The organism is Caulobacter sp. 17J65-9, assembly GCF_010975005.1.
Taxonomy (GTDB): domain Bacteria; phylum Pseudomonadota; class Alphaproteobacteria; order Caulobacterales; family Caulobacteraceae; genus 17J80-11.
In genome coordinates this window covers 17,267-42,480 of the sequence record NZ_JAAIVC010000011.1, presented here as the reverse complement: position 1 = coordinate 42,480, position 25,214 = coordinate 17,267, and the positions used below count along the sequence as shown (strand labels likewise).

Below are 25,214 nucleotides of genomic sequence, written 5' to 3'. Positions count from 1 at the left end.
GAACGACGAGGGCGGCCCTAGACGGAAGCCCCCTCACCGCTCCGGAAGCACCATGGCCTGGACCCGCCGCTACGACGAAGCCGAACCGCAACGCGTCAACAAATGGCTGGCGCAGAGCGGCGTGTGCTCGCGGCGCGAGGCGGAGGGCCTGATCGCCCAGGGGCTGGTCTCCATCGACGGCGAGACGGTCACCGACCCGGGCCGCAAGATCGAGCCCGGCCAGACCCTGACGCTCGCCGACGCCGGCGCGTCCAAGCTGGAATCCAGCCTGACGGTGATGCTGCACAAGCCGACCGGCTACGTCTCGGGCCAGCCCGAGCACGGCCAGATCCCGGCGGTGAAGCTGCTGACCAGGGCCGCCCTGTGGGGCGACAGCGCCGTCATCCCCGGCTTCGAGCACAAGCTGGCCCCGGTGGGCCGGCTGGACCTGGATTCCCGCGGCCTGCTGATCCTCTCGGAGGACGGCGTGGTGGCCAAGGCGGTGATCGGACCGACCTCCGAACTGGACAAGGAATACCTGGTCCGGGTCTCGGGACCGATCACCGAGCGCAAGATCGGCCTCTTACGCCACGGCCTGGAGCTGGACGGCCGCAAGCTGAAACCGGCCAAGGTCACCCTGATCGGCGAGCAACGCCTGCGCTTCCTGCTGAAGGAAGGCCGCAACCGACAGATCCGGCGCATGTGCGAGCTGGTCGACCTGCGCGTCGTCGACCTCCACCGCGTGCGCGTCGGCCCGCTGAACCTGGGCGACCTGCCGGAAGGCATGTGGCGGCCGCTGACCGGCGAGGAGCGCGCGGCGCTGATCGCCGGGAGCCAGGGCCGCTAGCCAAGCGCCTCAGCTCGTCTTCACCCCGGTCGCCGCCAGCCGCTTCAGGGCTTCGTCCAGGGCCTGGTCGGTCGGCACGGCGACGTCGGGCGTGACGCCCTTGCCTTCCCAGTCCCAGCCGGTGTCGGGATCGAAGGTCCGGCCCACCGGGATGAAGGCGGCGAAGCGGTCACCGATCGGCTGCAGGCTGCCGCTGTGGCCGGCGCCACGGGTGGTCTCGCCGATCAGGACGGCGCGATGAGTGCGCTTGAAAGCCAGCGCCAGGTGCTCGCCGGCCGACGCGGTCTTGCCCGACGTCAGGTAGTAGACCGGAACGTGCTGCAGGCGCGTCTCGGCCTTGTCGGGCGTGATCACGTGGTCGCAGACGACGACCGCGGGGGCCGACGGCTGCTGGATGAAGTATTTCCCGTCGACGACCGGGTCCTCGGCCTCGGGGCCCGCGCGCGTCTCAAGCCGGACCAGCGCGGTGCGCTCCGGATAGAGCAGCGGCAGGATGGCGTTCATCACCTCGAACCCGCCGCCGCGGTGCGGGCGCGCGTCGATGATCACCCCCTTGGCGTCGGCGTGGGCCAGCAGGAAGGCGCGCGCCGCCTCGGCCACGGCCGGGTCCTGCGGGAACATGTTGAAGCGGAGATAGGCGACGTCGCCGATCATCTTCGCCTCTTCCATGCCGGGCGGGCCGCTGGGGCGGGTGCTGACCGGCGCGGCCGCGACCGCGGCCGGCGCCGGGCGCGGCGCGGTGAAGGCGCTCATCAGGGCCAGACGCAGGTGGCCGTCCCTGGACACGGCCTGCAGGTCGGCGGTGACCTTGTCGCCGAAGGCGGCCGGATCGCTCAGACCGTCATAGGCGCCGGCGGCCAGGTTGGACCGCAGCGTGGCGGCGTAGCGCGACCCGACCTCGGCGTAGACGAAATCGCTGTCCAGCTTGGCGGCGAGCTGTTCCACCACCTGGCGGCGCTCGGCGGCGTCCAGCGCTTGAGCCGGAGCCGTCGCGGCCGGCTGCGCCGGGGCGGATTGGGCGGGGGTCTGGGCGGGCGCCGGAACGGCGGCGCAGGCGGTGATCAGGGCCGAGCCGGCGGCCAGCAGCAGGCGACGCATGAATTGCTCCTTGGCAGTGGAGCCACTTCATGCCGCCGGCCGCGCTGGCGCAATCCGATCACGACCAAGCCGCGACAAACCTCGGCGATGCGATGAAAATGCGACTAACGCTTGCGCGTGCCGCCGCTGGCCCGGCGGGCGGGCTCGCTCGGCGGCTTGCGCTTGGGCGCGGCGGCCGCCTTGGACTTGGCGGCCGGGCGGCGCGCGGTCGAGGACGAGCGCTGCAGGCTCTGCTTCAGCATCGCCATCAGGTCGTCGACCTCGGTGTCCTCGGGCTCCGTCGCGGTGATGGTCTTGGCCTTGCCCTTCAGCTTGGACTGGATCAGGTCGCGCAGGGCGTCCTCATAGCGGTCGCGGAACATCTCCGGCTCGAACGGGCCTTCCAACTGCTCGATGATCTTCGTCGCGATCTCGACCATGGCCGCCGGGGCCTTGGCCTCCGGAATGCTGTCGAACACGCTGGCGGGGTCGCGCACCTCGTCATGGGAGCGCAGGGTGTAGGCGACCAGGCCGTTGTCGCGCGGCTCCAGCGCCACCAGCCGTTCGCGCGAGTGCAGCACGACCCGGCCCAGGGCCACGCGCTCGGACTTGCTCATCGCCTCGCGGATCACCGCGTAGGCCTCGGCCGCCATCTTGCCGTCGGGCACCAGGAAGTACGGGTCGTTCCAGTAGAGGCGGTCGATGTCGGCCAGGTCCACGAACCGCTCGATGTCGATGACCTTGGTGCTCTCGATCTTCACCGCGTCGAGCTCGTCGGGGGTGAACAGCACGTACTGGTTCTTCTCGAACTCGTAGCCCTTCACCAGGCTGGAGCGCTCGATCGGGCCGGTGTCCGGATCGGTGGTGATCATCCGGATGCGGTTGTTGGTCTGCGGATTGATCAGGTGGAAGGAAATGTCGGCGGTCCGGGACGTGGCCGGATACAGCGCGACCGGGCAGGTCACGAGCGAGAGGCGCAGGTGCCCCTGCCAGGTGGGACGCGCGGCGGGCATCTCCGCTTCCTTTCCGTCAAGCCGCGGCCAGGCGCCGCTCTCGACCGGGAAACGTCCGCGGCGGGGCTTTCGTTCAGCGCGCGGGCACGGCCGGCGCCGCGGGCGCGCGCAGGGCCGGCGCATTGCCGCCCACGCCCGGCAGCACCGCCATCTGGTAGTCCGGCGGCACGTTGAACCAGGTGGGATCCTGGCGCGCGAAGGTGATGGCGGTGGCCTGGAACAGCGGCGTGCGCCGCCCGTCCGGCTTGAACTGCAGCACCACGCCGTCGGCGGTGGCGCAGGCGGTGCCGTTGGAGCCGACATAGCCCGAATAGCGCCAGACCGTGCAGGGCCGGCCGGCGACGTTGGCCGCGCCCACCCGGTTCAGCCGCGCCTCGGCGAACATGGACATGTCCAGCGGCAGCGGCGCATTGGCCTCCTGCTGCGGCAGCGGGAACAGGATGGCCAGCCGCCGGCGTCCGGCCGCGGTCATGACGGTCAGCACGCCGCGGGTGCGGTCGGCGATGAAGGTCTGCACCACCGCGCCGGTGGCGACGTCGGTGCGCCGCTTCAGGCCCGACTGGCGCACCTCCATCGGTCGCTCGAAGCCGGCGACCGCGACGGTCATGTAGAAGTCGGGCGCCATGCGCGGCGCCTGGGCGCGGCCCGGCGCGGCCAGGGCGGCCAGCGCCACGGCGGCGGCGAAAACGTTCAGGAAGCGGCGCGACCTCGGGTCCATGTGCGCACCATGGCCGGATTCGGTTAAGGGAAGAGCGTGACTGAATCGCCCTCCCCCACCCTGGTCGACGCCCGCGGGCACCGCTGTCCCGCGCCGACCCTTCGCCTGCGCCGCGCGATGGAGACCACCCCGCCCGGCGGCCTGGTGACCCTGCTGGCCGACGATCCTATGGCGCGGGTGGACGTGCCGCACTTCGCGAGGCAGGCCGGCTTCGAACTGGTGGAGACGCGCGAGGAAGGCCGCGCGATTGCCTTTACGGTGAGACGACCTGTTCCGCCGGCTGCAGGCTGACCCCGCGCGCCTCGGCCTGGTAGGCGTCGAGCGCGATCTCGACCTCGGTGGCCAGCGCGCCGCCCAGGAAGATGGCGTTCACGTTCCAGGACAGCCAGATCAGGAACACCACCACCGCGCCGACCGAACCGTAGGTCGCGCCCAGCACGACCACCTTGTCGACGTAGAAGGCCGAGGCCACCGAGGCGCCCGTCGACAGCAGGGTCGCCGCCACGCCGCCGGTGATCGCCGCCGGCCAGACCACCTTGCCGCTGTGGGACATGGCGTAGCGATAAAGCGCGGTCAGGCCGAACGCCAGGCCCGCGCCGGCCCACAACCACTCGCTGTCGAACGGCAGCACATGCTGCAGCGGCGCGGTCTCGGTCATCTTCTTGACCACACGCGCGGTGACGATCGCGCCCGTCACCACCGTGAACAGGGCGAAGGCGGCCATGGCGACGACGAAGACGAGCACGTTGAAGCGCACGAAGCCGAGCGGCTCTTCCTCGTCGTGGATGAAGGTCAGGCCGGCCAGCAGGGCCTTCACCCCGCGATGGGCGGCGTAGACGCCGATGATCGCCGCGAATGCGCTCTGGGCCGAAGCGGTCCGCACGGACGTCTGGGTCAGCCGGGTCAGCTCGCTCTCGAAGATCGCGCGGGCGCCGGCGGGAACGATGTGCGACAGGGCGGCGGCCTGGTCGGCCGCCTGGGCGGGCGTGAAGATCTGGCTGTAGAGGCCGATCAGCAGGACCATGGCCGGGAACACGGCCAGCAGGGCGAAGAACGACACGCCGCCGACGTAGAGCATGACGTCGCGGCCCCAGAGACGGCCTAAGGCGCGGCCCACCACGCCCAGCCAGCGCCTACCGGCCTGCGCCCTTTCGCGGCTGACGATCGCCACCAAGCCTCTCCGTTCCCTCACCGAAATCTACAAGCTTTTCGGCGACGGCGAAGCCTTACACGCCCAAGAAGCGTCCCAATACTGGTCAAATCGCCCCTTGATCGGCGAGCCGATCGAGGTCAGCCGGATCGAATCCCCAACCCAGCAAAGCTTCGCGCGTGTGCTGGCCGATTTCGGGCGGCGGTCCCTGGATCGCGCCCGGGGTGGCGGAGAAGCGCGGCGCCGGGGCCGGCTGCACGATTCCCTCGCGCTCGACGTAGGTTTCGCGGGCCAGGTTGTGCGGATGCGCCGGGGCCTCGGCCATGGACAGCACCGGCGCGACGCAGGCGTCGGTGTCCTCCAGAAGCGCGCGCCACTCGTCGCGGGTGCGGGTGCGGAACAGGGCGGCGAGGCGCTCGCGCTGGTCGGGCCAGGCCGACGGGTCGTTCTGCCGGGCCGGGTCCACGTCGGAAACGCCGGTCTTCTCGAGCAGGACCGCAAAGAACTGCGGCTCGATCGGGGCCACCGACAGCCACTCGCCGTCGGCGCACTGGTAGGTGTCGTAGAAGGGCGCGCCGCCGTCCAGCAGGTTGGCGCGCCGCTCGTCGCGCCACATGCCGGCGGCCTTCAGGCCCCACATCACCGACATCAGCGAGGCCGCGCCGTCGGTCATGGCGCAGTCGATCACCTGCCCTCGCCCGGTCTCGCGCGCCGAGATCACGCCGGCCAGCAGGCCGAAGGCCAGGTACAGCGCGCCGCCGCCGTAGTCGGCCGCCAGGTTCAGCGGCGGCACCGGCTTGTCCTCGGTGCCGATGGCGTGCAGCGCTCCGGTGAGCGCCAGGTAGTTCATGTCGTGGCCGGCCCGCGGAGCCAGCGGCCCGCTCTGGCCCCAGCCGGTCATGCGGCCATAGACCAGCTTCGGATTGCGCCCCAGGACCACGTCGGGCCCGAGCCCCAGCCGTTCCATGACGCCGGGCCGATAGCCCTCGATCAGCGCGTCGGCGCGTTCGCAGAGCTGCAGGCAGGCCTCGATCGAGGCCGGCTGCTTCAGGTCGAAAGCCACGGAGCGGCGACCGCGCGCGGTCACGTCGTACCGGCCCAGCAGGCTGGCCCCGCCCTTGCGGTCGATGCGCACCACGTCGGCGCCCAGGTCGGACAGCAGCATGCCGCAGAACGGCGCAGGCCCCAGGCCCGCGAACTCCAGCACCCGGACGCCGGTCAGCGGTCCCGATCGCACGCGCGGCTCCATTCGTCCCCCTTAACCCATTGGCGCGCTTGCGGGACCCGCGCGCGCCTGTAGTGTGCGCCATAGCAGATTCACCGCCGCCCGCAGTCAGGCCGCGGAGGCCTGGGGGATTTAGGGGTGGCGCTGAACGCGCGGGTTCTGATCGTGGCGTCCGACGACGGTCTGGCCGGCCCCCTCGCCGAGGGGCTCGACCGGCTGGGCTGGAGCACCGTGACCGCCTCGGGGCCGTTCGCGGCCGTGGCGGCGCTGCAGGATCTGGAAATCGAAGCCGCGGTGGTCGACGTGGCCGGACACGAGCCGGAGCTGTACGACTTCGGCCGGCGGCTGAAGGAAGCCTGCGCCCCGCGCCGCATTCCGGTGATGGCGATCGGCGTGCCGGCCGCGCCGCTGGACCCGACCGCCTACGACCTGCAACTGGCCCCGCCCCTGCACCCGGTGCAGATCGCGCTTCGTCTCGAGCAGCTGGTCCGCACGGCCGTCGCCGAGGAAGAGTTCGAGCTGCGGCAGGAGACCTTCACCGAGCGCGACGCGCCGCTGGCCTCCCCGCAGGAGCAGGCCCGCCCGGTGCAGGTCCTGACCGTCGGCGATCCGGCCCCGAAGTTCCTGGCCTTGGCCAACGCCCTGCAGCAGTGCGGCGCCGAGGTCGTGGGCGCCTTCACCCCCTACACCGCCTTCGACTACATGCACGACCGGCCGTTCGACGCCGTAGTGCTGTGGGGCGGCGAGGACCACGGCGAGGCGCTGGCCATCGCGTCGGGCATGCGGCGCAACACGCGCCTCTACCACGTGCCGAACCTGCTCTACGTCCGTTCGCCCGACCAGCTGGACCTGGCCGAGGTGTTCAACCGCGGCGTGACCGACATCGCCGGGCCGAACGTGCCGGAGATGCAGACCGCCCAGCGCATCGTCGCCCTGGCCAAGGCCTATCGCCGCCAGATCGGCGTGCGCGAGGCGCTGGACAAGGCCCGCGGCTCGGGCCTCATGGATTCCGCCACCGGCCTGTTCTCGCGCGACCTGTTCGCCGCCCATCTGGCCAAGCTGACCACGGCGGCGCGCGGCCGCAACCGCCCGCTGTCGGTCTGCCTGCTCAAGGTCGCCGACCGGCCCGAGGTCACCCGCGCCCGCGATGACGGCTGGCTGGACAAGGCCATGCCGCAGATCGGCTCGATGATCTCGCGCCTGGTGCGCTCAGAAGACACCGCCGCGCGCCTGGCGCCGGAGGTGTTCGCCCTGGCCCTGCCCGCCACCGCACAGGGCGCGGCCCGCCTGGTCGGCGAGCGGATCGCCGCGGTGATCGGCTGCACCGCCTTCGAGGCCGGCCCCGGCCTTGCGCCCTTCGTGGCCGAGTTCGAGGTGGGCACCGCCCAGCTGCTGCCGGGCGAGACCCCGGCCCAGGCGCTGGAACGCGCCGCCGCAGAGACGTTGCAGCGGCGCGCCGGGTAATCCATCTAGCGGGTCATGACCAAGACGCCGCTGACCATCGACTTCGTCGCCGACCTCGTCTGCCCCTGGTGCTATGTGGGCTGGCGTCACCTGCAGCTCGCCCTGGAACAGCGCCCTGACGTCGTTCCGGCGATCACCTGGCGGCCGTTCCAGCTGGACCCGAGCACGCCGGCGGAGGGCCGCGACCGCGCCGCCCATCTGGCCGCCAAGTTCCCCGACAAGGCCCGCCTGGACGAGGTGCACGACCGCCTGGCCGACATGGCCAGCGCCGCCGGCCTCGACATGAAGCTGCGCGAGGTCGCCAAGATCCCGAACACCATGGACGCGCATCGCCTGCTGCTGTGGGCCCGCGCCAGCGGCGACGCGGCGCTGATGACCACCCTGCTGTTCCGCGCCTACTGGACCGAGCTGCGCGACATTGGCGACGTCGAGGTGCTGGCCGACGTGGCCGCCCAGGCCGGCCTGAACCGCGAGGGCATGCTGGAGTGGCTGAAGTCCGGCGAAGGCGCCGACCTGGTCACCCGCGAGTACGAGATGGCCGCGCGCATGGGCGTCACCGGCGTGCCGTTCTTCATCTTCGGCGGCCGCTTGGCGGTGTCGGGGGCCGAGCGGCCGGAAGGCCTGGTGCTGGCCATCGACAAGGCGCTGGAGCTGGCCGCCGCCTGAGGCGCGGAGGGATCAGGGCGGCCCGACACCCGGTTGTAGCGGCGTCAGAAGCCGGCCGGAGCGGTCCGCATGAAACTCGCCACCCTTTGTCTCGCAGTCGCGCTCGCCAGCGGAACAGCCGGCGCGAGCCTGGCCCAGTCGCACGGCAAGGACGTCGTCCTGAGGCCGCAGGACCTCAAATGGGGACCGGCGCCCCCGTCCCTGCCGCCCGGCGCCGAGGCGGCGGTGCTCTACGGCGACCCCAGCAAGGCCGGACCCTTCGTCATCCGGCTGAAGCTGCCCAAGGGCTATCACATCCCCGCCCACTCGCACCCGTCGATGGAAGCCATCACCGTGCTCTCGGGCCAGTTCCACCTCGGCATGGGCGCCAAGGCCGACCGCGCGCAGGCCCAGGCCCTTCCGCCGGGCAGCTTCTTCACCCTGCAGGCGGGCATGCACCACTACGCCTGGGCGGATGAGGAGTCGGTCGTGCAGATCAACAGCACCGGGCCGTTCGACATCACCTACGTGAACCCCGCCGACGATCCGCGGAAGAAGAAGTAGCGGACCAAACTTCTCCCTCCCCTTTATGGGGAGGGCCGGCCGCGAAGCGGCCTGGGTGGGGAAGCATCGAGGTTTCCCCACCCGGTCCCTTCGGGACCACCCTCCCCATAAAGGGGAGGGAAAAGACGCGTCACGCCGCCTTGGCGGCCTTGGCCAGTTCGCCGACGATCTTCTCGGCGACGCTGAGGCGCATTTCCGGGGTCGGCCACTCGCCCTTCACGACGATCTTCTGGTCGGGGCGGATCTTCCAGTTCACGGCGTTCTTCTGGACCAGGTGCACCAGGCCCATCGGGTTGGAGAACGTGTCGTTGCGGAAGGTGACCACCGCGCCCTTCGGCCCGACGTCGATCTTCGAGACATTGGCCTGCCGGCACAGTCCCTTCACGCCGACCACCTTCAGCAGTTGGGCGGCCTCTTCCGGCAGCGGGCCGAAGCGGTCGATCAGCTCGGCCGCCAGAGCTTCGCGGTCGCCCAGGTTCTCGGCCTCGGACAGGCGGCGATACAGGGCCAGGCGCACGTTCAGGTCGGGCACGTACTCCTCGGGGATGAGGACGGCCGCGCCGGCGTTGATCTGGGGCGACCAGCCGCGCGCGTCGGACAGGTCCTCGCCGCCGGCCTCGCGCAGCTCGGCCACGGCGTCCTCCAGCATCTGCTGGTACAGCTCGACGCCGATCTCCTTGATGTGGCCCGACTGCTCTTCGCCGAGCAGGTTGCCGCCGCCGCGGATGTCCAGGTCGTGGCTGGCCAGCTGGAAACCGGCGCCGAGGCTGTCCAGCGACTGCAGCACCTTCAGCCGCCGCTCCGCCCCCGGCGTCATCGGCTTGTCGACCGGCGTGGTCAGGTAGGCGAAGGCGCGCTGCTTGGAACGACCGACCCGGCCGCGGATCTGGTACAGCTGCGACAGGCCGAACATGTCGGCCCGGTGCACGATCAGGGTGTTGGCCGTCGGGATGTCGAGGCCGGACTCCACGATGGTGGTCGACAGCAGCACGTCGTACTTGCCGTCGTAGAAGGCGCTCATCACGTCTTCCAGCTGGGTCGGGGTCATCTGGCCGTGGCCGACCACCGCCTTCACCTCGGGCACCTGCTCGCGAATGAACTTCTCCAGGTTCGGCAGGTCCGTCAGTCGGGGCGCCACGTAGTAGGCCTGGCCGCCACGGTACTTCTCGCGCAGCAGCGCCTCGCGCACGACCACCGGATCGTAGGGCGTGACGTAGGTGCGCACCGCCAGGCGGTCGACCGGCGGGGTGGCGATGATCGACATCTCGCGGATGCCCGAGAGCGCCATCTGCAGGGTGCGCGGGATCGGCGTGGCCGACAGGGTCAGCATGTGCACGCCGGCGCGAAGCTCCTTGAGCTTCTCCTTGTGCTTGACCCCGAAGTGCTGCTCCTCGTCGACGATCACGAGGCCCAGGTCCTTGAACTTGACCTGTTCGGCCAGCACCGCGTGGGTGCCGACCACCAGTTCGATTTCGCCGGCGGCCAGCTGCTTGCGGGTCTCGTTGGCGTCCTTGGTGGTGACCATGCGCGACAGCTGGCGCACCTTCACCGGCCAGCCCTGGAAGCGCTCGGAGAAGGTCTTGAAGTGCTGGCGGGCCAGCAGCGTGGTCGGGCAGACCACCGCCACCTGGCGGCCGCTCATGGCCATGACGAAGGCGGCGCGCAGCGCCACCTCGGTCTTGCCGAAGCCGACGTCGCCGCAGATCAGCCGGTCCATCGGGCGGCCGGCGGACAGGTCCTCCAGCACGTCGGAGATGGCGTTGAGCTGGTCCTCGGTCTCCTCGTAGGGGAAGCGGGCGCAGAACTCGTCGAACACGCCCTGTGGCGTGGGCACTTCCTCGGTGGTCTTCAGGCTGCGGGCGGCGGCGATCTTGATCAGGCCGTCGGCCATCTCGCGCAGCCGTTCCTTGGCGCGGGCCTTGCGGGCCTGCCAGGCGGCGCCGCCCAGCCGGTCGAGGATCACGCCCTCGGAGTCCGAGCCGTAGCGGGTCAAAAGGTCGATGTTCTCGACCGGCAGGTACAGCTTGGACTCGCCGCCGTACTGCAGCTCCAGGCAGTCGTGCGGGGCGTCGTTGACCGAGAGGGTCTTCAGCCCCTCGTAGCGGCCGATGCCGTGGTCGATGTGCACGACCAGGTCGCCCGTCGAGAGCGAGGACGCCTCGGCCAGGAAGTTCTGGGCGCGGCGGCGCTTGCGCGGGCGCGCCAGGCGGTCGCCCAGGATGTCGGTCTCGGACAGGACCGCCAGGCTGTCGGTGACGAAGCCGGTGTCGATCGGCAGCACCACCCGCAGCGGCTTCTTCGGATCCGAGGCGCGGGCGTCGATCCAGTTGGGGACCGCGCGCACGTCCTTCAGGCCGTGGTCGCCCAGCATGGCGCCCAGGCGGTCGGACGAGCCGTCCGACCAGGAGGCGAACAGCACGCGCTTGCCCTCGCCGGCCAGCTTGCGGGCGTGGTCGGCGACGGACTCGAACAGGTTGACGCTGTCCTGCTGGCGTTCGGCCGCGAAGGTCCGACCCAGGCGCGAGCCCAGGTCGACGACGCCCTCGGCGCCTTCGCGCTGGAACGGGCTGAAGCGCCGCGACGGCCGCTCGGCCAGGCGCGCGTCCCACTCCCCGGCGGTCAGGTAGAGCGCCTCGGGCTTCAGGGCGCGGTAATTGCCCCCGCCCTTGGTCTTGGAGGTCGCCACCCGCGCCTCGTAGGCGTCGGCGACCATGGCCAGGCGCTCGTCGCGCGCCTCGGCCGCCAGATGGTCCAGGGCCACCAGCGCCTTGGCCGGCAGGTAGTCGAACACGGTCTCCAGGCGCTCGTAGAGCAGCGGCAGGAAGTGCTCCAAGCCCTGGCGGCGCGCGCCCTCGCTGACCGCGGCGTAGAGCGGGTCGTCGCCGGGCGCGCCGAAGGTCTCCAGATAGTTCTGGCGGAAGCGCGAAATGGCGGCTGGATCCAGCAGGGCCTCGCTGACCGGCAGCAGGTCGATCTCGGTCAGCTGGCGCGTGGACCGCTGGCTCTCCGGATCGAAGGCGCGGATCGATTCCAGCGTGTCGCCGAACAGGTCCAGGCGGGCCGGCTCCTCGGCGCCCGGCGGATAGACGTCGATGACGCCGCCGCGGATGGCGTACTCGCCGCGCTCAGAGACGGTGGAGGCGCGCTGGTAGCCGTTGACCGCGAAGTACTTCTCCAGGTCCGCGACGTCGACCTCGCGGCCCGGTTTGGTCTGGTAGGAGGCGGCCTTGATCGCGTCGCGCGGCGGCACCCGCTGCATCAGGGCCGGCGCGGTGGTCAGCACCAGCAGGGCCTTCCTGTCGGCCGGATCGCGGCGCGACAGCTCGACCAGGGCGGCCATGCGCTGGGCCGCCAGGCCCGGCGACGGGCTGACCCGATCGTAGGGCAGGCAGTCCCAGGCGGGGAAGCGCAGCACCCGCAGGTCCGGCGCAAAGAAGCGCAGCGCGTCCTCGAAGGCGTTGGCCCGCGCGTAGTCGCGCGCCACGAAGGCGGTGACGCCGCCCCGGGTGCGCACGACGTCGGCCATGACCAGGGCGTCGAAGCCCTCCGGCGCGCCGACCAGTTCGAGGCCGCCGTCGGCCTGAGCGATGCGTTTCAGATCAGCCATAGGTCCTCAGCCGCCCCAGCGCTCGGGCGAAACGGCGCCGCGGGCCTCGAAGCGGAACGCGCGGATCCGTTCGAACAGCGGGCTCTGGTGCTCGGCCGGCACGGGCTTCTGCCCGACGATCCAGGCGTAGAGGTCGGTGTCCGGGATTTCCATCAGCGCCTCGAACTCGTCGAGCTCGGCGTCCGACATCCCGCCCAGGTGCTGTTCGGCGAACGGCCCGAGGATCAGGTCCGCCTCGCGCATGCCGCGATGCCAGGCGCGGAAGGTGAGCTTCTTCAGGCGGACGGCGTGTTCGGGCCCGGACATCAACGGAATAACCTTGCGAGATCGAGCGTGGGAGATAGCGCCCCTAAGCGTGGATCGCCAGCTATGCTCGCGGAATGCGGCCGGAGATTCTCTTTCCCCTGTTCGCGCCGATCGGCACCCTGAAGGGCGTCGGCGCCAAGGTGGCCCCGCTGGTCGAGCGGCTGGCCGGCCCGATCGTGCGCGACCTGCTGTTCGTGCCGCCGCACAACCTGATCGTCCGCGAGCGCACCACCGTCGCCCAGGCGCGCGACGGCGAGGTGCAGACCTTCGAGGTGACGATCGACCAGCACCAGAAGCCGCGCAAGATCGGCGTGCCCTACAAGGTGCGCGCCTTCGACGGCACCGGCTTCCTACACCTGACCTGGTTCCGCACCTACGGCGACACGGTCGAGCGCGCGCTGCCGGTCGGCACGCAGCGGGTGGTGAGCGGCAAGGTCGAGCGGTTCGGGGCCGAGGTGCAGCTGGCCCACCCCGACTACATGCTGCCGCCCGAGCGCGCCGACGAGATCCCGCCGGTCGAGCCGGTCTATCCGGCCACCGCGGGTCTGAGCTCGCGCCAGTTCCGCCGCCTGGTGCAGATGGCGCTGGAGAAGGCTCCCGAGCTGCTGGAGTGGCAGGACGGCGCCTGGCTGGACCGCAACAACTGGCCGTCCTGGCGCGAGGCGCTGGCGACCCTGCACGCGCCGGAGAGCGAACTCGACCTGTCGCTGGACGCGCCCGCGCGCAAACGGCTGGCCTATGACGAGCTGCTGGCCCACCAGCTGGCCATGATCCGCCGCAAGCTGGAGCGCGGCCACGTGCCCGCGCCGGTGCTGCACGCGGGCGAACGCTCCGCCGCGGTCAAGGCCGCCCTGCCCTTCCGCCTGACCGGGGCGCAGCAGCGAGCCATGACCGAGATCCGCGCCGACCTCGGCTCGGGCCACAGGATGAGCCGGCTGCTGCAGGGCGACGTGGGCTCGGGCAAGACGGTCGTCGCCGTGCTGGCCATGGCCGACGCGGCGTCGTCCGGCTTCCAGGCCGCGCTGATGGCCCCGACCGAAATCCTGGCCCGCCAGCACTTCGAGCGCATCGAGCCGCTGCTGGCCTCGGCCGGCCTGACCGGCCTGCTGCTGACCGGCCGCGACAAGGGCGCGGGCCGCAAGGCCAAGCTGGCGGCGCTGGCCGACGGCTCGGCCCAGGTGGCGGTCGGCACCCACGCCCTGTTCCAGGACGAGGTCGTGTTCAAGGCCCTGGCCCTGGCCGTGGTCGACGAGCAGCACCGCTTCGGCGTGAACGAGCGTCGCCGCCTGCAGGAAAAGGGCGCGGGCGTGCACCTGCTGTCCATGTCGGCCACGCCGATCCCGCGCACCCTGGAGCTGACCCAGTACGGCGACCTGGACGTCTCGCGCCTCGACGAGAAGCCGCCCGGCCGCAAGCCGATCACCACCGCCGCCGTCCCCACCGCCCGCATCGGCGAGATCGCCGCGCGCCTCGACACGGCGGTGAAGGCCGGGGCGCAGGCCTACTGGATCTGCCCGCTGGTCGCCGAGTCCGAGGTCGCCGACCTGGCCGCCGCCGAGGCGCGGGCCGCCGCCCTGCGCGAGATGCTGGCCGCGCCGGTCGGGCTGGTGCACGGCCAGATGCCGGGACCGGAGAAGGACGCGGTGATGACCGCCTTCGCCGCCGGCGAACTGTCGATCCTGGTCGCCACCACCGTGGTCGAGGTCGGCGTGGACGTGCCCAACGCCACCATCATGGTGATCGAGCACGCCGAGCGGTTCGGCCTGGCCCAGCTGCACCAGCTGCGCGGCCGGGTCGGCCGCGGCTCGGGCGAGAGCTCGTGCATCCTGCTCTACGACGCGCCCCTGTCGGAGACCGCCAAGGCGCGGCTGGACGTGCTGCGCCAGAGCGAGGACGGCTTCCAGATCGCCGAGGAGGACTGGCGCCTGCGCGGCGGCGGCGACCTGCTGGGCCTGAAGCAGAGCGGCTTCCCCGACTACCGGATGGCCGATCCGATCGCCCATCGCGACCTGCTGTTGGCCGCCGCCGACGACGCGCGCCTGGTGCTGGGCCGCGATCCGGAGCTGAAGAGCGAACGCGGCCGACGGCTGCGGGTGCTCAGCGAGCTGTTCGACTGGCGCGCCGACCGGTCCAACGCGCCGGCGTGAGTACAGTGGAGGCCCCTCGCCTATTGCGCTAAGAGGTCCGACTGACTTTCGGGTGCACGGCGGCGGCGCCCTGAGCGCCAGTACTTCCAGTCTTTGAGGGTACGACGGCCATGCGCGTGGCGAACGTGATGCTCAGCCGGGGTCAGGGCGGCCTGGAAGCCATGGCGCGGCGCTATCACGACGCCCTGTCCGAGACCGGCGACCTGGTCCTCTCCATCGGCCGGCGCAACAGCTGGTTCTCGACGCAGTTTCCCGGCGGCGGCTTCCAGCCGGCCGGCGGGCGCTTCGGCGGCGACTTCGGCGTGGCCGCCGGCCTCGGCCATGTGCTGCGCCGGTTCGCGCCTGACGTGGTGCTGGTGCACGGCGTGCGCGCCTTCCGCCTGGCGCGCTCGCCGCTGGTCTGGCCGCGCCCGAAGATCGCCTTCGTCGCCCACAACTTCCGCTTCAAGGACGAGATGGCCGAGGCCGATCTGCTGATCGCCGCCAGCGAACCGGTGGCCTCGGGCATCTGCGAACAGTTTCCCGACACGCCGCTGACCCTGGTCGAGAACTTCGGCCGGCTGTGGTTCGCGCCGGTCCGCGCCGAACCGAAGACCCCGGTGCGCATCGGCGCGCTGGGACGGCTTCACCCCTCCAAGGGCTTCGACGTGCTGATCGAGGCCGCCGCCCTGCTGAAGCAGCGGGGCGTCAACTTCGTGCTCGACATCGCCGGCGAAGGCGATCTGCGCCGGGAGCTGGAAGCCCGCACCGCGGCGCTGGACCTGGAAGGCGTCGTGCGGTTTCCGGGCTGGACCGACAACCCCAGCGCCTTCCTGGGCGGGCTGGACCTGTTCGTGCTGAGCTCGCGGATGGAGTCGTTCGGCCTGGTGCTGATCGAGGCGATGGCGGCCGGCGTGCCGGTGGTCTCGACCGACATCGAGGGCCCCGGCCAGATCCTGGGCGGCAAGGACATGGCCCGGCTGGTGCCCTCGGAAGATCCCGAGCGGCTGGCCCAGGCGATCCAGGCGGCCCTGGCCGACTGGCCGGAAAGCCGCCGACGCGCGGAGCTGGCCCAGGTCGAGGCGCGCGAGCGGTTCGGGTTCGAGATCGGCGCGCTTCGCCTGTCGCGCGCCCTGCAGGGGTTCACGCCAGAGAAGGCGGCCTGATCAGTCGATCCGGTGGATCGGCGAGGCGTCGACGTCGACCGAGACCTCGATGGGCGGCGCCGGCTGGGGGAAGTCCCTGCGGTTCAGCATCTTGGCCACCCGCGCCTGAGCGTCGGCCTCAATGTCCGCGTAGAACAGATTGTAAGGCGGAGACTTTTTCCGATCCGTCCAGGAGCCCGCCGGGCGCAGGGACGGCGACTTTGCGCGGCTCACGACCAGCAGGCCGTCCTTGCACTGGGCCGACACCTGACGCGTCAGGAAGGCCGGCCGCGTGCCCCACTCCAGGCCCGTCGCGTTGGCCGCGCCGAGATTGAGGCGCGCGGGCGCCTCCTCGGTGGTGGCCGCGCCCAGCAGCGGGTTCACGCACAGCACCGGACGGTCGTAGAGGCGCTCCAGCAAACCGCCCGGGACCCACACCATGGCGTCTTCGAGCCGGGCCTTCGCCCCCTCCGGATCGCCCGCGGTGACCTGCGCCCAGCCGACCACGCAGCGGACCTGGTCGCGCTGCGAGCAGGCGGGCACCGGCGCGCCCGGGCCATACGGCGCGGCCGGGGCGGCGGCGTCGATCAGATAGACGCCGGCCAGCCGCTTCAGCAGGTCCGGGTCGGTGATGACCTCCTCCTGCAGCAGCCGCTCGGCCAGCAGGCCGCCCTGGTCCCCGGCGCCGACGAGGATCAACGGCCGGCCGCGGTCCTGGTGCGCGCGCCACCATTTGAACGCCTCGCGCACGTCGCCATAGGCGAAGCGGCGCGCGTCCTGGGCGTCGTCGCGGCGGGTCAGATAGGCGTAGAGGCTGGCCTGCCGGTAGCGCGGCGCGAACACCCGGCCGACCCGGGTGAACGGACCGGCGTAGTTGGGGGCCATGATCCGCTGCATGGTCAGCCTGGCGCGCGGCTCGTCGATCGGCGCGTTCCAGTGGCGGCCGCCGTCATAGGTGGTCGGGTGCACGAAGAAGACGTCGGCCGGGGCCCACTGATCCGGGTTCTCCGGGAACAGGGCCCAGGCGTCGCGACGGCCATAGTCGGGGGCCGGCGGCGGATCGTAGGTCTGGTACGGCACCTTCGGATCCAGCGCCGTGCGCAGGATGTCGTCGCGCCAGACCAGGGCGCCGACCACCAGCACGAACAGGAACGCGGCGGCGGCAGCCACCAGCCACTGCTTGAAACTCAGGCGGGGGATGGCGGCGAAGGAGATCATGCGACCGGATCGGCGGCGGGACGCTCCGGCGCGGTCGGGGCCTTATAGACCTCGTTCGGCCAGCGCTTGTGGACCCAGAACCATTCGTCCGGGCGTTCGCGGATGCGCTCTTCCATGAAGGCGTTCACCTTGCGCACGCCCGCCTCGATGTCGGCGGCGCGGTCGCCGGTGTGCTCCAGCCGGATCGGCTCGTGCACCACCGCGCGGAAGCGCGCGCCCTTGGTGCGCTGCACCGACATCGGCTGCAGGACCGCGTCGTACTTGAGCGCCATGCGGGTCGGCCCCGGCGCGGTGTAGGCGATATGGCCGAAGAACGGCACCGGCAGGCCGGCGTTGAACTTCTGGTCGTTCATCAGCGCCACCGACTCGCCCTGGCGCAGGGCCTCCATCAGCTCGCGCGCGCTCTCGCCCTTGGGCGCGAACAGGCGCACGCCGTAGCGGGCGCGGCCCTCGCGGATGCGCTTGTCGACATAGGGATTGTTGGTGGCCCGGTAGGTGATCAGGCACTCGACGCCCGCCGCCATGATGGCGGCCGGCATCACCTCCCAGTTCGAGAAGTGGCCGGAGATGAACACCACCGGCTCGCGGTTGACCCGAATCTCCTCGAGGCGCTCGCCGTTGACCAGCTCGACCCGTCCGGTCTCGGGCCGCAGACGGTCCATCGACGGGAACTCGGCGAAGGCCCGGCCGACGTTCTCCCACTGCGCCTTCAGCACCCGCCGGCGCCAGGCCTCGTCCTTCTCGGGGAAGGCCATTTCCAGGTTGCGCGCGGCGGTGCGGTGGGCGCTGTTGAGCGGGCCGATGGTCTTCAGCAGCCAGCCGCCGAAGGCCGACGCCCAGTCGACCGGCAGCAGCCGGAACAGGCCGTTGATCGCGTCGAAGCCGAGCGCCTCGATGCGCCAGAGCAGATGTTGGGCGGGAGACGCCTGCCGTTTCGCCATGACCGTTCCCTACCGTCCGAACCCCGGCGGCGCAACGCAACCTGAGCCGGGGCTCAGGCGGCGCCGACCGCGCGACGCAGGCGCTTGATGCGCTTGCGGATGGACCGGTTGAGCTTGGCCAGGATGGTGCGGGCCTTGGGACGCTTGGAGGGGTCGTCCACGTGCCGGCCCCAGCCGATGTGGGTCACGGCCGGGTGCTCGAGGTTGGCGATGCGGAAACCGGCCTGTTTGAAGGCGAAGGACACGTCGGCCTCGCAGCCGCGCGCCGCCATCGGCGCAAAGCGGTGGACCTCGGCCATCCGGCGCAGGCCCGGATTGAACGAATAGCTGAAGTACTCGGGGTGCAGACGCGGATCGAGGGTGAAGAACTCGACCTCGCCCAGGGTCTCGCGCGGCATGTTGCGCACCAGCGGGTTCAGCTCCCAGCGCGGGCGCAGACCCACCATGCTGACGTCCGGACGGGCGTTCAGGATGGCGAACGATTCGGCGATGAAGCCGCCGCGCTCGAACTGCCAGTCGTCCTCGCAGTGGAAGGCGTAGGGCGTCGTGACCTGCGCGTAGACCTTGTCGATCGAGTTCATCTGACCGAGCTGCTGCTCGTTGACGATCACCTCGACGTTCGCGTCCAGGCCCTTCAGCGCGTCGCGGACGGCTTCGTCGCCGGAGTCCTCGATCACCAGCACCTTCTCGGGGCGCACGTCGATGTTGGCCAGCAACGAGTCCAGCGTCTGGCGCAGGAGGTCGAAACGCCCGCAGCTGGTCACGACGACGGTGAAGGGAGGAAACGCGCTGGTCACGGACTTAGGCAAAATGATCGCCCCCCGAAAGGCGGTGCTACTGGCCGGAGAATAGCTGGAAATCGCGTCAATGGCACGGCGTGCGGCGACTTGTTTCCGCCTAAGTCACGGACGCGCTATTGTGTTTCCGAGCACGCCCGGCCTATCCCGACCGGCCAAGTCTGCACGGAATCCTTGGATCGGTCCATGACGCAGTTCGCCCAGCCCGCCCCCGTGACCTGCTACATCCGCACCCAGAACGAGGAGCGGATGATCGGTCGCGTCATCGAGGCGGCCAAGGCCGTCGCCGACGAGATCGTCGTGGTCGATTCGGGCTCGAGCGACCGCACCATCGAGATCGCCGAGAGCCTGGGCGCGCGGGTGATCCGCCAGCCCTGGCTGGGCAACGGCCCGCAAAAGCGCGTCGGCGAGGACGCGGCCAAGCACGACTGGCTGCTCGACCTCGACGCCGACGAGATCCTCACGCCCAAGCTGGCCGAGGAGATCCGCCAACTGTTCGCCCACGGCGAGCCGCCCAAGCCGATCTACGAATTCAAGCTGATCACCGCTCCGCCGGTCGGCGAGCCCTGGTGGGACTTCCTGCACGCCTACCGCCGCAAGCTCTACGACCGCCGCGTGATCCGCATTCCCGACCACAAGGCCTGGGACCAGTTCGAGGTGCCGTCCGGCGTGCCGATCGGCCGCCTGAAGGGCGACGTGCTGCACTACTCGTTCCGCGACTTCGCCCACGTGGCGGAGAAGATGAACAAGGTCAGCACCGTGCGCTCCCGCGAAAGCAAGCTGAAGGCGCGCTGGCAGACGGAAGTGCGGGTGTGGTTCGGCCTGCCGTTCTACTTCTTCAAGCACTTCATCATGCGCGGCCTGTGGCGCGGCGGCACGTACGGCGTGGTGCTCTCGGCCCTGGCCGCGCACGGCCGCTGGCTGCGCGACGCCAAGATGTACGAGATCCATCTCAACCGCGAAGCCGAGACGAAAAAGGCCGCCCGCGAGGAGCGGGCGGCCTGATCGGTCGCGTCTGGCGCGTCGTTTAGGCGGCGCGCTTCTTGGCCAGGGCGTCGAAGGCCAGCAGGTCGGCGGCCAGCGCCTCGAAGTCCTTCAGCGCCACCATGTTGGGGCCGTCCGAAGGGGCGTTGTCCGGATCCGGGTGGGTCTCGATGAACACCGCCGAGACGCCGACGGCGACGGCCGCGCGGGCCAACACCGGCACGAACTCGCGCTGGCCGCCCGAAGACGTCCCCTGCCCGCCCGGCTGCTGCACCGAGTGGGTGGCGTCGAACACCACCGGACAGCCGATCTCGGCCATGATCGGCAGGGCGCGCATGTCGGAGACCAGCGTGTTGTAGCCGAACGAGGCGCCGCGCTCGCAGGCCATGACGTTCGGATTGCCGGCGCCGGTGATCTTGGCGATCACGTTCTTCATGTCCCAGGGGGCCAGGAACTGGCCCTTCTTGACGTTGATGGCCTTGCCGGTGGCCGCGGCGGCCAGCAGCAGGTCGGTCTGGCGGCACAGGAAGGCCGGGATCTGCAGCACGTCGACCGCGTCGCCCAGGACGGCGCAGTGCTCGGCCGTGTGCACGTCGGTCAGGGTCGGCAGGCCGGTCTTCTCGCGGATCTCCTGGAACACCGGCAGGGCGCCCTCCAGGCCGATGCCGCGCTGGGCGTTGGCCGAGGTGCGGTTGGCCTTGTCGAACGAGGTCTTGTAGATCAGGCCCACGTCCAAGCGGTCGGCGATCTCCTTCAGGGCGAAGGCGGTCTCCAGCGCGTGCTCGCGGCTCTCCATCTGGCAGGGGCCGGCGATGAACGACAGCTTCTCGGTCGCGCCGATGCGGACGGGACGGCCGTAGGGGGTCTTCACCTCCACGACGGAGTTGGGACGGGTCAAAGCGCTTTCCTCACGAACCTGATGAGCGGCGCCAGAACCGGCGCGCGAAGTCGCGCGTACAAGTGGCGCGGCGCAACGGCGTAGACAAGGGCGGACTGCTTCGGATGGGCGGATCGGACGCGGCGCCGGCGATCGTGTGGTTCCGGCGCGACCTCAGGCTGGCCGACAACCCGGCCCTGGCCGCCGCGCAGGCGAGCGGCGCGCCGGTCCTGCCGCTCTACGTGCACGACGAAGCGCTGGAGGGCCGTCCGATCGGCGGCGCGGCCCGCTGGTGGCTGGACCGGTCCCTGCGCGCTCTGGACGCCGACCTGGGGGCGAAGGGCGCGCGGCTGGTCGTGCGCCGAGGCGAGGCCCGCACCGAGCTGATCCGGCTGGTCGAGGAGACCGGCGCGCAGGCCGTGTTCTGGAACCGCCTGCCGGAACCGGCGCCGGCGGCGCGTGACACCGTCCTGCGTGACGAGCTCGACCGCCGCGGCCTACACGGGGCCGAGTTCGACGCGGCTCTCCTCGCCGCGCCCGGCTCGATCCTGACCGGCGCGGGCGGCCCCTACCGGGTGTTCACGCCCTTCTCGCGCGCCTTGCGCTCCAGCCTGCCGGCCTTCCGGCCGATCCCCGCGCCGAAGCGCCTGGCCTCCCCGCCGGCCTGGCCCGACGGCCTCAAGGCCGGCGACCTGGCGCTCTATCCCGGCCGGCCCGACTGGGCCTCAGGCTTCGACTGGACGCCGGGCGAGGCCGGGGCGCATGCGCGGCTCGACGACTTCCTCGACCGCGGCCTGGCCGGTTACGTGCGCGGCCGCGACACGCCGGGCGTCGACGGCACCAGCCGGCTGTCGCCCCACCTGCACTGGGGCGAGATCTCGCCCGCGCGGGTCTATGCGGCGGCCGGCGGCGCGGCGGCGGCGGACGGGGCCGAGACGGCGGCCGACAAGCTGCAGGGCGAACTGGCCTGGCGCGAGTTCTGCGCCCAGCTGCTCCATCACTTCCCGACCCTGCCGACGAAGAGCTTCCGCCCCGAGTTCGACGGCTTTCCCTGGCGCGAGGATGCCGACGGCCTCGCGGCCTGGAGCGAGGGCCGCACCGGCTATCCCATCGTCGACGCCGGCATGCGCCAGCTGTGGGCCACAGGCTGGATGCACAACCGGGTGCGGATGATCGTCGCTTCCTTCCTGGTGAAGGACCTGCGGATCGACTGGCGCCGCGGCGAGGCGTGGTTCTGGGACACCCTGGTCGACGCCGACCAGGCCAACAACGCCGCCAACTGGCAGTGGGTGGCCGGCTCCGGCGCCGACGCCGCGCCCTACTTCCGGGTGTTCAACCCGGTGCTGCAGGGACGCAAGTTCGACGCGGACGGCGCCTATGTCCGCCGCTGGGTCCCGGAGCTGGCCGACCTGCCGGACCGCTGGCTGCACGCGCCCTGGGAGGCGCCGCCCGAGGTTCGCGAGCAGGCCGGCGTCACCCTGGGCGAGGCCTATCCGCGCCCGATGGTCGATCACGGCGCCGCCAGAAGAGCGGCGCTCGACGCTCTGAAAACGCTGAGACTTGAACCGGACCCGGCTACATGATCGACTAACCATGTCGTGAAGTACGGGAGACGCTCGATGAGTGAAGTGCTCCAGTCCCACGCGTCCCCCGTCTGGACCTTGCCCGAGGTCCGGAACGCGCCCGCGCTGTTTCGCAATTTCCTGAAGCTGGCCACGCGTCACTGGCGGGTGGGCGAGATCGTCTTCGTCACACCTGAAGGCCGCCGCCTCAGCGTGAAGGGCGAGATCCCCGGCCCGACCGGCGAAGTGGTCGTGCGCGACTATCGCTTCGTCGGCCGCGTGATGGCGTCCGGCGACATCGGCTTCGCCGAGGGCTTCATGGCCGGCGAGTGGGACACGCCGAACCTGTCGGCCCTGCTCGAAGTGGTGGGGCGCAATTGGGAGCGGATGGGCTCGCTGGTCAGCGGCAACCCGGTGGTGCGGGCGGTGAACCTGGTCTCCCACGCCCTGCGTCGCAACAGCCGCCGCGGCTCGCGGCGCAACATCTACGCCCACTACGACCTGGGGAACGCCTTCTACGAACGCTGGCTGGACCCGACGATGACCTATTCGTCGGCCAAGTACGAACACCCTGGCCAGCCCCTGTCCGAGGCCCAGCGCGCCAAATACCGCGCCCTGGCCGAGGCCATGCAACTGAAGCCCGAGCAGCACGTACTGGAGATCGGCTGCGGCTGGGGCGGCTTCGCCGAGTTCGCCGCCTCCGAGATCGGGGCCAAGGTCACCGGCATCACCATTTCAGAAGCCCAGTACGAATACGCCCGCAAGCGACTGTTCCAGCAGGGACTTTCCGAGCGGACGGAGATCCGGCTGGTCGACTATCGCGACGTCGACGGGATGTACGACCGGGTCGCCTCGATCGAGATGTTCGAGGCGGTCGGCGAGCGCTACTGGCCCGCCTATTTCGACAAGGTGCGCGACGTGCTGAAGCCCGGCGGCCGCGCCGGCCTGCAGATCATCACCATCCGCGACGACCTGTTCGAGGCCTATCGCCGGCGCATGGACTTCATCCAGAAGTACATCTTCCCCGGCGGCGCCCTGCCCAGCGAAGAGCGTCTGCAGGCCGAGACCCGCCGGGCCGGCCTGGAGACCGGCGCGATCAGCCGCTTCGGCCTGGCCTACGCCGACACCCTGGAGGAATGGGCGAAGAGCTTCGAGGCGGCGTGGCGCGACATCACCGCCCTGGGTTTCGACGAACGCTTCCGGCGGCTATGGCGGTTCTATCTGAGCTACTGCGAGGCCGGCTTCCGCACGGGCCGGACCGACGTGGTGCAACTGGAACTGAAGAGGGCCTGAGCTGAACCCGCTGATCTCCACCGAGACCCTGCACGCCGGTCTTGACCTGCCCGACCTGCGCGTGGTCGACGCCACCTGGTTCCTCGGCGGCCCGACCACCGGCCACGAGAGCTTCCTGGCCGGGCACGTCCCGGGCGCGGTGTTCTTCGACCTGGACCGGATCAGCGACCGCGACAGCCCACTGCCCCACATGCTGCCCATACCGGAGGCCTTCGCCGCCGCCGTGGGCGCGATGGGCGTCTCCGACCGGGACCGGATCGTCGTCTACGACGCGCAGGGGCTGTTCTCGGCCGCGCGGGTCTGGTGGACCTTCCGGGCGATGGGGGCCGAGCGCGTGCAGGTGCTGGACGGCGGCCTGCCCAAGTGGCGCGCCGAGGGCCGGCCGATCGAGACAGGGCCCGCGCGCTGGCGTGCGCCGGAGACCTTCCACGCCCGCTATCACGCCCCGCTGGTGCGCGACTTCGCAGGCGTAAAGGCGGCCCTGGCCGACGGCCGCGAGCAGGTCGTCGACGCCCGCCCCGCGCCGCGCTTCCGTGGCGAGGCGCCCGAGCCGAGGGCCGGCCTGCGCTCCGGTCACATGCCGGGCGCCTGCAACGTGCCGTTCGGCGCGGTGGTCAATCCCGACGGCACGCTGAAGTCGCACGACGAACTGGCGGCGGCCTTCGCCGAGGCCGGCGTCGACCCGGCGCGCCCGACGACGACCACCTGCGGCTCGGGCGTGACGGCGGCGATCGTGGCCCTCGCCATGGCCCGGCTGGGCTATCCGGAGACCGCCATCTACGACGGCTCCTGGGCCGAATGGGGCGGCCGCGAGGACGCGCCCGTGGCGACCGGAGCAGCTTGACGGCGGCGGCGTTCGGGCGCTTGTCGCAGCCCCAGCGTCAAGAGGCTTTGCGTATGAGCGGCGTCGCCACCACCCGGCTGATCGACATGATCTTCCCGGGCCAGACCAACCACCACGGCACTCTGTTCGGCGGCGTGGCCCTGGCCCACATGGACAAGGTCGCCTTCATCGCCGCCTCGCGCCACGCCGGTCACGCCAGCTTCGTCACCGCCTCGTGCGAGCGCATCGACTTCACCGCGCCCGGGCGCCTCGGCGAAATGGTCGAGGCCATAGGCCGCGTGGTCCGCGCCGGGCGCACCTCGCTGGGCGTCGAGGTCGAGCTGACGGCGGAGAACCTGCTGACCGGCGAGCGGCGTCTGCTGACCACCGGGCTGTTCAACATGGTGGCGGTGAAGCCCGAAGGCGGCTGGCCGGAGGGCTTCCACATGCCCCCCGTCGCCCCCACCGTCGATCCGGACGACGGCGTGCTGCGCATGGTCGAGATGGTCTTCCCCCAGCAGGCCAGCCACTACGGCCAGCTGTTCGGCGGCGAGGCGCTGGACGCCATGGGCAAGGCCGCCTTCATCTGCGCCAGCCGTCACGCCCGTCAGAACGTGACCATGGCCTCCTCGCACCAGATCGACTTCGTCAGCCCCATCAAGGTCGGCGAGATGGTCGAACTGGCGGCGCGCGTGCGCCGGGTCGGCCGCAGCTCCATGACCGTCGAGGTCGAGCTGTGGGCCGAGGACATGCTGACCGGCGAGCGCCGCCGCTCGGCCGAAGCCGGCTTCGTCATGGTGGCCCTGGGCCCGGACAACAGGCCGATCCGGGTGCCGCCTCTGCCTTAGAGGCC

Annotated in this window: 23 protein-coding genes; 12 read left to right on the top strand and 11 right to left on the bottom strand. The window is 71.1% G+C overall.

The window, feature by feature from the left end; translation table 11 throughout:
* Window positions 1–52 precede the first annotated feature (52 nt).
* Entirely contained in the window at window positions 53–826 is a 774-nt protein-coding gene (locus G3573_RS03690) for a pseudouridine synthase (protein ID WP_163259496.1), read from the top strand.
* 9 nt (window positions 827–835) lie between these two features.
* Here G3573_RS03690 and G3573_RS03685 read toward each other — a convergent pair whose 3' ends face one another.
* The 3 genes from G3573_RS03685 to G3573_RS03675 form a co-directional block, all read right to left on the bottom strand.
* Window positions 836–1,924 carry a S41 family peptidase gene (locus G3573_RS03685; RefSeq protein ID WP_163259495.1) on the bottom strand — a complete coding sequence of 363 codons (1,089 nt, stop codon included), beginning with the start codon at window positions 1,922–1,924 and terminating at the stop codon, window positions 836–838.
* A 104-nt stretch (window positions 1,925–2,028) separates the two neighbouring features.
* Complete coding sequence (locus G3573_RS03680; RefSeq protein ID WP_163259494.1) at window positions 2,029–2,916, bottom strand: Ku protein; 888 nt, start codon at window positions 2,914–2,916, stop codon at window positions 2,029–2,031.
* A 73-nt stretch (window positions 2,917–2,989) separates the two neighbouring features.
* Window positions 2,990–3,634, bottom strand: coding sequence for a hypothetical protein (locus G3573_RS03675; RefSeq protein ID WP_163259493.1), 645 nt, complete (start codon window positions 3,632–3,634; stop codon window positions 2,990–2,992).
* Window positions 3,635–3,670: 36 nt separating this feature from the next.
* On the opposite strand from G3573_RS03675, the gene G3573_RS03670 reads away from it, so the two are divergent.
* Complete coding sequence (locus G3573_RS03670) at window positions 3,671–3,925, top strand: sulfurtransferase TusA family protein (RefSeq protein WP_163259492.1); 255 nt, start codon at window positions 3,671–3,673, stop codon at window positions 3,923–3,925.
* Here G3573_RS03670 and G3573_RS03665 read toward each other — a convergent pair.
* Together G3573_RS03665 and G3573_RS03660 are read right to left on the bottom strand one after the other, a co-directional pair.
* On the bottom strand, window positions 3,888–4,805 hold the full coding sequence (locus tag G3573_RS03665) for a YihY/virulence factor BrkB family protein (RefSeq protein ID WP_346427339.1): 918 nt from the start codon (window positions 4,803–4,805) through the stop codon (window positions 3,888–3,890). The genes G3573_RS03670 and G3573_RS03665 overlap by 38 nt on opposite strands.
* Window positions 4,806–4,890: 85 nt before the next feature.
* Window positions 4,891–6,021 (bottom strand): CaiB/BaiF CoA-transferase family protein, encoded by a 1,131-nt coding sequence (locus G3573_RS03660; protein WP_163259491.1) that lies wholly within the window; start codon window positions 6,019–6,021, stop codon window positions 4,891–4,893.
* A gap of 126 nt (window positions 6,022–6,147) precedes the next feature.
* On the opposite strand from G3573_RS03660, the gene G3573_RS03655 reads away from it, so the two are divergent.
* From G3573_RS03655 to G3573_RS03645, 3 genes are all read left to right on the top strand, one after another.
* Entirely contained in the window at window positions 6,148–7,473 is a 1,326-nt protein-coding gene (locus tag G3573_RS03655) for a diguanylate cyclase (protein WP_163259490.1), read from the top strand.
* A 15-nt stretch (window positions 7,474–7,488) separates the two neighbouring features.
* Entirely contained in the window at window positions 7,489–8,139 is a 651-nt protein-coding gene (locus tag G3573_RS03650) for a DsbA family oxidoreductase (protein WP_163259489.1), read from the top strand.
* A 69-nt stretch (window positions 8,140–8,208) separates the two neighbouring features.
* The gene (locus G3573_RS03645; protein WP_163259488.1) at window positions 8,209–8,682 is read left to right on the top strand and encodes a cupin domain-containing protein; all 474 of its coding nucleotides are present in this window, start codon (window positions 8,209–8,211) and stop codon (window positions 8,680–8,682) included.
* A gap of 130 nt (window positions 8,683–8,812) precedes the next feature.
* On the opposite strand, the gene mfd is transcribed toward G3573_RS03645, so the two are convergent.
* Together mfd and G3573_RS03635 are read right to left on the bottom strand one after the other, a co-directional pair.
* Window positions 8,813–12,289: a transcription-repair coupling factor gene (gene mfd, locus G3573_RS03640; RefSeq protein WP_163259487.1), complete on the bottom strand. Its 3,477-nt coding sequence runs from the start codon at window positions 12,287–12,289 to the stop codon at window positions 8,813–8,815.
* Window positions 12,290–12,295: 6 nt separating this feature from the next.
* Window positions 12,296–12,595 (bottom strand): succinate dehydrogenase assembly factor 2, encoded by a 300-nt coding sequence (locus G3573_RS03635; RefSeq protein ID WP_163259486.1) that lies wholly within the window; start codon window positions 12,593–12,595, stop codon window positions 12,296–12,298.
* 74 nt (window positions 12,596–12,669) lie between these two features.
* Here G3573_RS03635 and recG point away from each other — a divergent pair, with 74 nt between their 5' ends.
* Both recG and G3573_RS03625 read left to right on the top strand, forming a co-directional pair.
* The gene (gene recG, locus G3573_RS03630; RefSeq protein WP_163259485.1) at window positions 12,670–14,742 is read left to right on the top strand and encodes an ATP-dependent DNA helicase RecG; all 2,073 of its coding nucleotides are present in this window, start codon (window positions 12,670–12,672) and stop codon (window positions 14,740–14,742) included.
* Window positions 14,743–14,852: 110 nt separating this feature from the next.
* Window positions 14,853–15,887 (top strand): glycosyltransferase, encoded by a 1,035-nt coding sequence (locus G3573_RS03625; protein WP_163259484.1) that lies wholly within the window; start codon window positions 14,853–14,855, stop codon window positions 15,885–15,887.
* Here the strand turns inward: G3573_RS03625 and G3573_RS03620 are convergent, their stop codons facing one another.
* Genes G3573_RS03620 through G3573_RS03610 form a run of 3 tightly spaced genes read right to left on the bottom strand, consistent with a single transcriptional unit; the run spans window position 15,888 to window position 18,834 of the window.
* The gene (locus G3573_RS03620; RefSeq protein ID WP_163259483.1) at window positions 15,888–17,084 is read right to left on the bottom strand and encodes a DUF3089 domain-containing protein; all 1,197 of its coding nucleotides are present in this window, start codon (window positions 17,082–17,084) and stop codon (window positions 15,888–15,890) included. It abuts the gene before it with no gap.
* Complete coding sequence (locus G3573_RS03615; protein WP_163259482.1) at window positions 17,081–18,025, bottom strand: lysophospholipid acyltransferase family protein; 945 nt, start codon at window positions 18,023–18,025, stop codon at window positions 17,081–17,083. The genes G3573_RS03620 and G3573_RS03615 overlap by 4 nt, the downstream gene beginning before the upstream one ends.
* A 53-nt stretch (window positions 18,026–18,078) precedes the next feature.
* A complete protein-coding gene (locus G3573_RS03610) occupies window positions 18,079–18,834 on the bottom strand; it encodes a glycosyltransferase family A protein (protein WP_163259481.1) in 756 nt (251 codons plus the stop codon).
* A 174-nt stretch (window positions 18,835–19,008) separates the two neighbouring features.
* On the opposite strand from G3573_RS03610, the gene G3573_RS03605 reads away from it, so the two are divergent.
* Window positions 19,009–19,827 (top strand): glycosyltransferase family 2 protein, encoded by an 819-nt coding sequence (locus G3573_RS03605; RefSeq protein WP_163259480.1) that lies wholly within the window; start codon window positions 19,009–19,011, stop codon window positions 19,825–19,827.
* Window positions 19,828–19,849: 22 nt separating this feature from the next.
* On the opposite strand, the gene kdsA is transcribed toward G3573_RS03605, so the two are convergent.
* The gene (gene kdsA, locus G3573_RS03600; protein WP_163259479.1) at window positions 19,850–20,704 is read right to left on the bottom strand and encodes a 3-deoxy-8-phosphooctulonate synthase; all 855 of its coding nucleotides are present in this window, start codon (window positions 20,702–20,704) and stop codon (window positions 19,850–19,852) included.
* 104 nt (window positions 20,705–20,808) lie between these two features.
* Here kdsA and G3573_RS03595 point away from each other — a divergent pair, with 104 nt between their 5' ends.
* The 4 genes from G3573_RS03595 to G3573_RS03580 are packed head-to-tail and all read left to right on the top strand — an operon-like array spanning window position 20,809 to window position 25,209.
* Window positions 20,809–22,266: a deoxyribodipyrimidine photo-lyase gene (locus G3573_RS03595; protein ID WP_163259478.1), complete on the top strand. Its 1,458-nt coding sequence runs from the start codon at window positions 20,809–20,811 to the stop codon at window positions 22,264–22,266.
* A 36-nt stretch (window positions 22,267–22,302) separates the two neighbouring features.
* A complete protein-coding gene (locus G3573_RS03590; protein WP_163259477.1) occupies window positions 22,303–23,538 on the top strand; it encodes a cyclopropane-fatty-acyl-phospholipid synthase family protein in 1,236 nt (411 codons plus the stop codon).
* Between the two features lies 1 nt (window position 23,539).
* On the top strand, window positions 23,540–24,382 hold the full coding sequence (gene sseA, locus G3573_RS03585; protein ID WP_163259505.1) for a 3-mercaptopyruvate sulfurtransferase: 843 nt from the start codon (window positions 23,540–23,542) through the stop codon (window positions 24,380–24,382).
* A gap of 53 nt (window positions 24,383–24,435) precedes the next feature.
* The gene (locus G3573_RS03580) at window positions 24,436–25,209 is read left to right on the top strand and encodes an acyl-CoA thioesterase (RefSeq protein WP_240454491.1); all 774 of its coding nucleotides are present in this window, start codon (window positions 24,436–24,438) and stop codon (window positions 25,207–25,209) included.
* Window positions 25,210–25,214: the final 5 nt, after the last annotated feature.

Coding starts and splice junctions, on each gene's coding strand:
- G3573_RS03690 (WP_163259496.1), top strand. CDS start 53: ATGGCCTGGACCCGCCGCTACGACGAAGCCGAACCGCAACGCGTCAAC.
- G3573_RS03685 (WP_163259495.1), bottom strand. CDS start 1,924: ATGCGTCGCCTGCTGCTGGCCGCCGGCTCGGCCCTGATCACCGCCTGC.
- G3573_RS03680 (WP_163259494.1), bottom strand. CDS start 2,916: ATGCCCGCCGCGCGTCCCACCTGGCAGGGGCACCTGCGCCTCTCGCTC.
- G3573_RS03675 (WP_163259493.1), bottom strand. CDS start 3,634: ATGGACCCGAGGTCGCGCCGCTTCCTGAACGTTTTCGCCGCCGCCGTG.
- G3573_RS03650 (WP_163259489.1), top strand. CDS start 7,489: ATGACCAAGACGCCGCTGACCATCGACTTCGTCGCCGACCTCGTCTGC.
- G3573_RS03645 (WP_163259488.1), top strand. CDS start 8,209: ATGAAACTCGCCACCCTTTGTCTCGCAGTCGCGCTCGCCAGCGGAACA.
- mfd (WP_163259487.1), bottom strand. CDS start 12,289: ATGGCTGATCTGAAACGCATCGCTCAGGCCGACGGCGGCCTCGAACTG.
- G3573_RS03635 (WP_163259486.1), bottom strand. CDS start 12,595: ATGTCCGGGCCCGAACACGCCGTCCGCCTGAAGAAGCTCACCTTCCGC.
- recG (WP_163259485.1), top strand. CDS start 12,670: ATGCGGCCGGAGATTCTCTTTCCCCTGTTCGCGCCGATCGGCACCCTG.
- G3573_RS03625 (WP_163259484.1), top strand. CDS start 14,853: ATGCGCGTGGCGAACGTGATGCTCAGCCGGGGTCAGGGCGGCCTGGAA.
- G3573_RS03620 (WP_163259483.1), bottom strand. CDS start 17,084: ATGATCTCCTTCGCCGCCATCCCCCGCCTGAGTTTCAAGCAGTGGCTG.
- G3573_RS03615 (WP_163259482.1), bottom strand. CDS start 18,025: ATGGCGAAACGGCAGGCGTCTCCCGCCCAACATCTGCTCTGGCGCATC.
- G3573_RS03605 (WP_163259480.1), top strand. CDS start 19,009: ATGACGCAGTTCGCCCAGCCCGCCCCCGTGACCTGCTACATCCGCACC.
- G3573_RS03595 (WP_163259478.1), top strand. CDS start 20,809: ATGGGCGGATCGGACGCGGCGCCGGCGATCGTGTGGTTCCGGCGCGAC.
- G3573_RS03590 (WP_163259477.1), top strand. CDS start 22,303: ATGAGTGAAGTGCTCCAGTCCCACGCGTCCCCCGTCTGGACCTTGCCC.
- G3573_RS03580 (WP_240454491.1), top strand. CDS start 24,436: ATGAGCGGCGTCGCCACCACCCGGCTGATCGACATGATCTTCCCGGGC.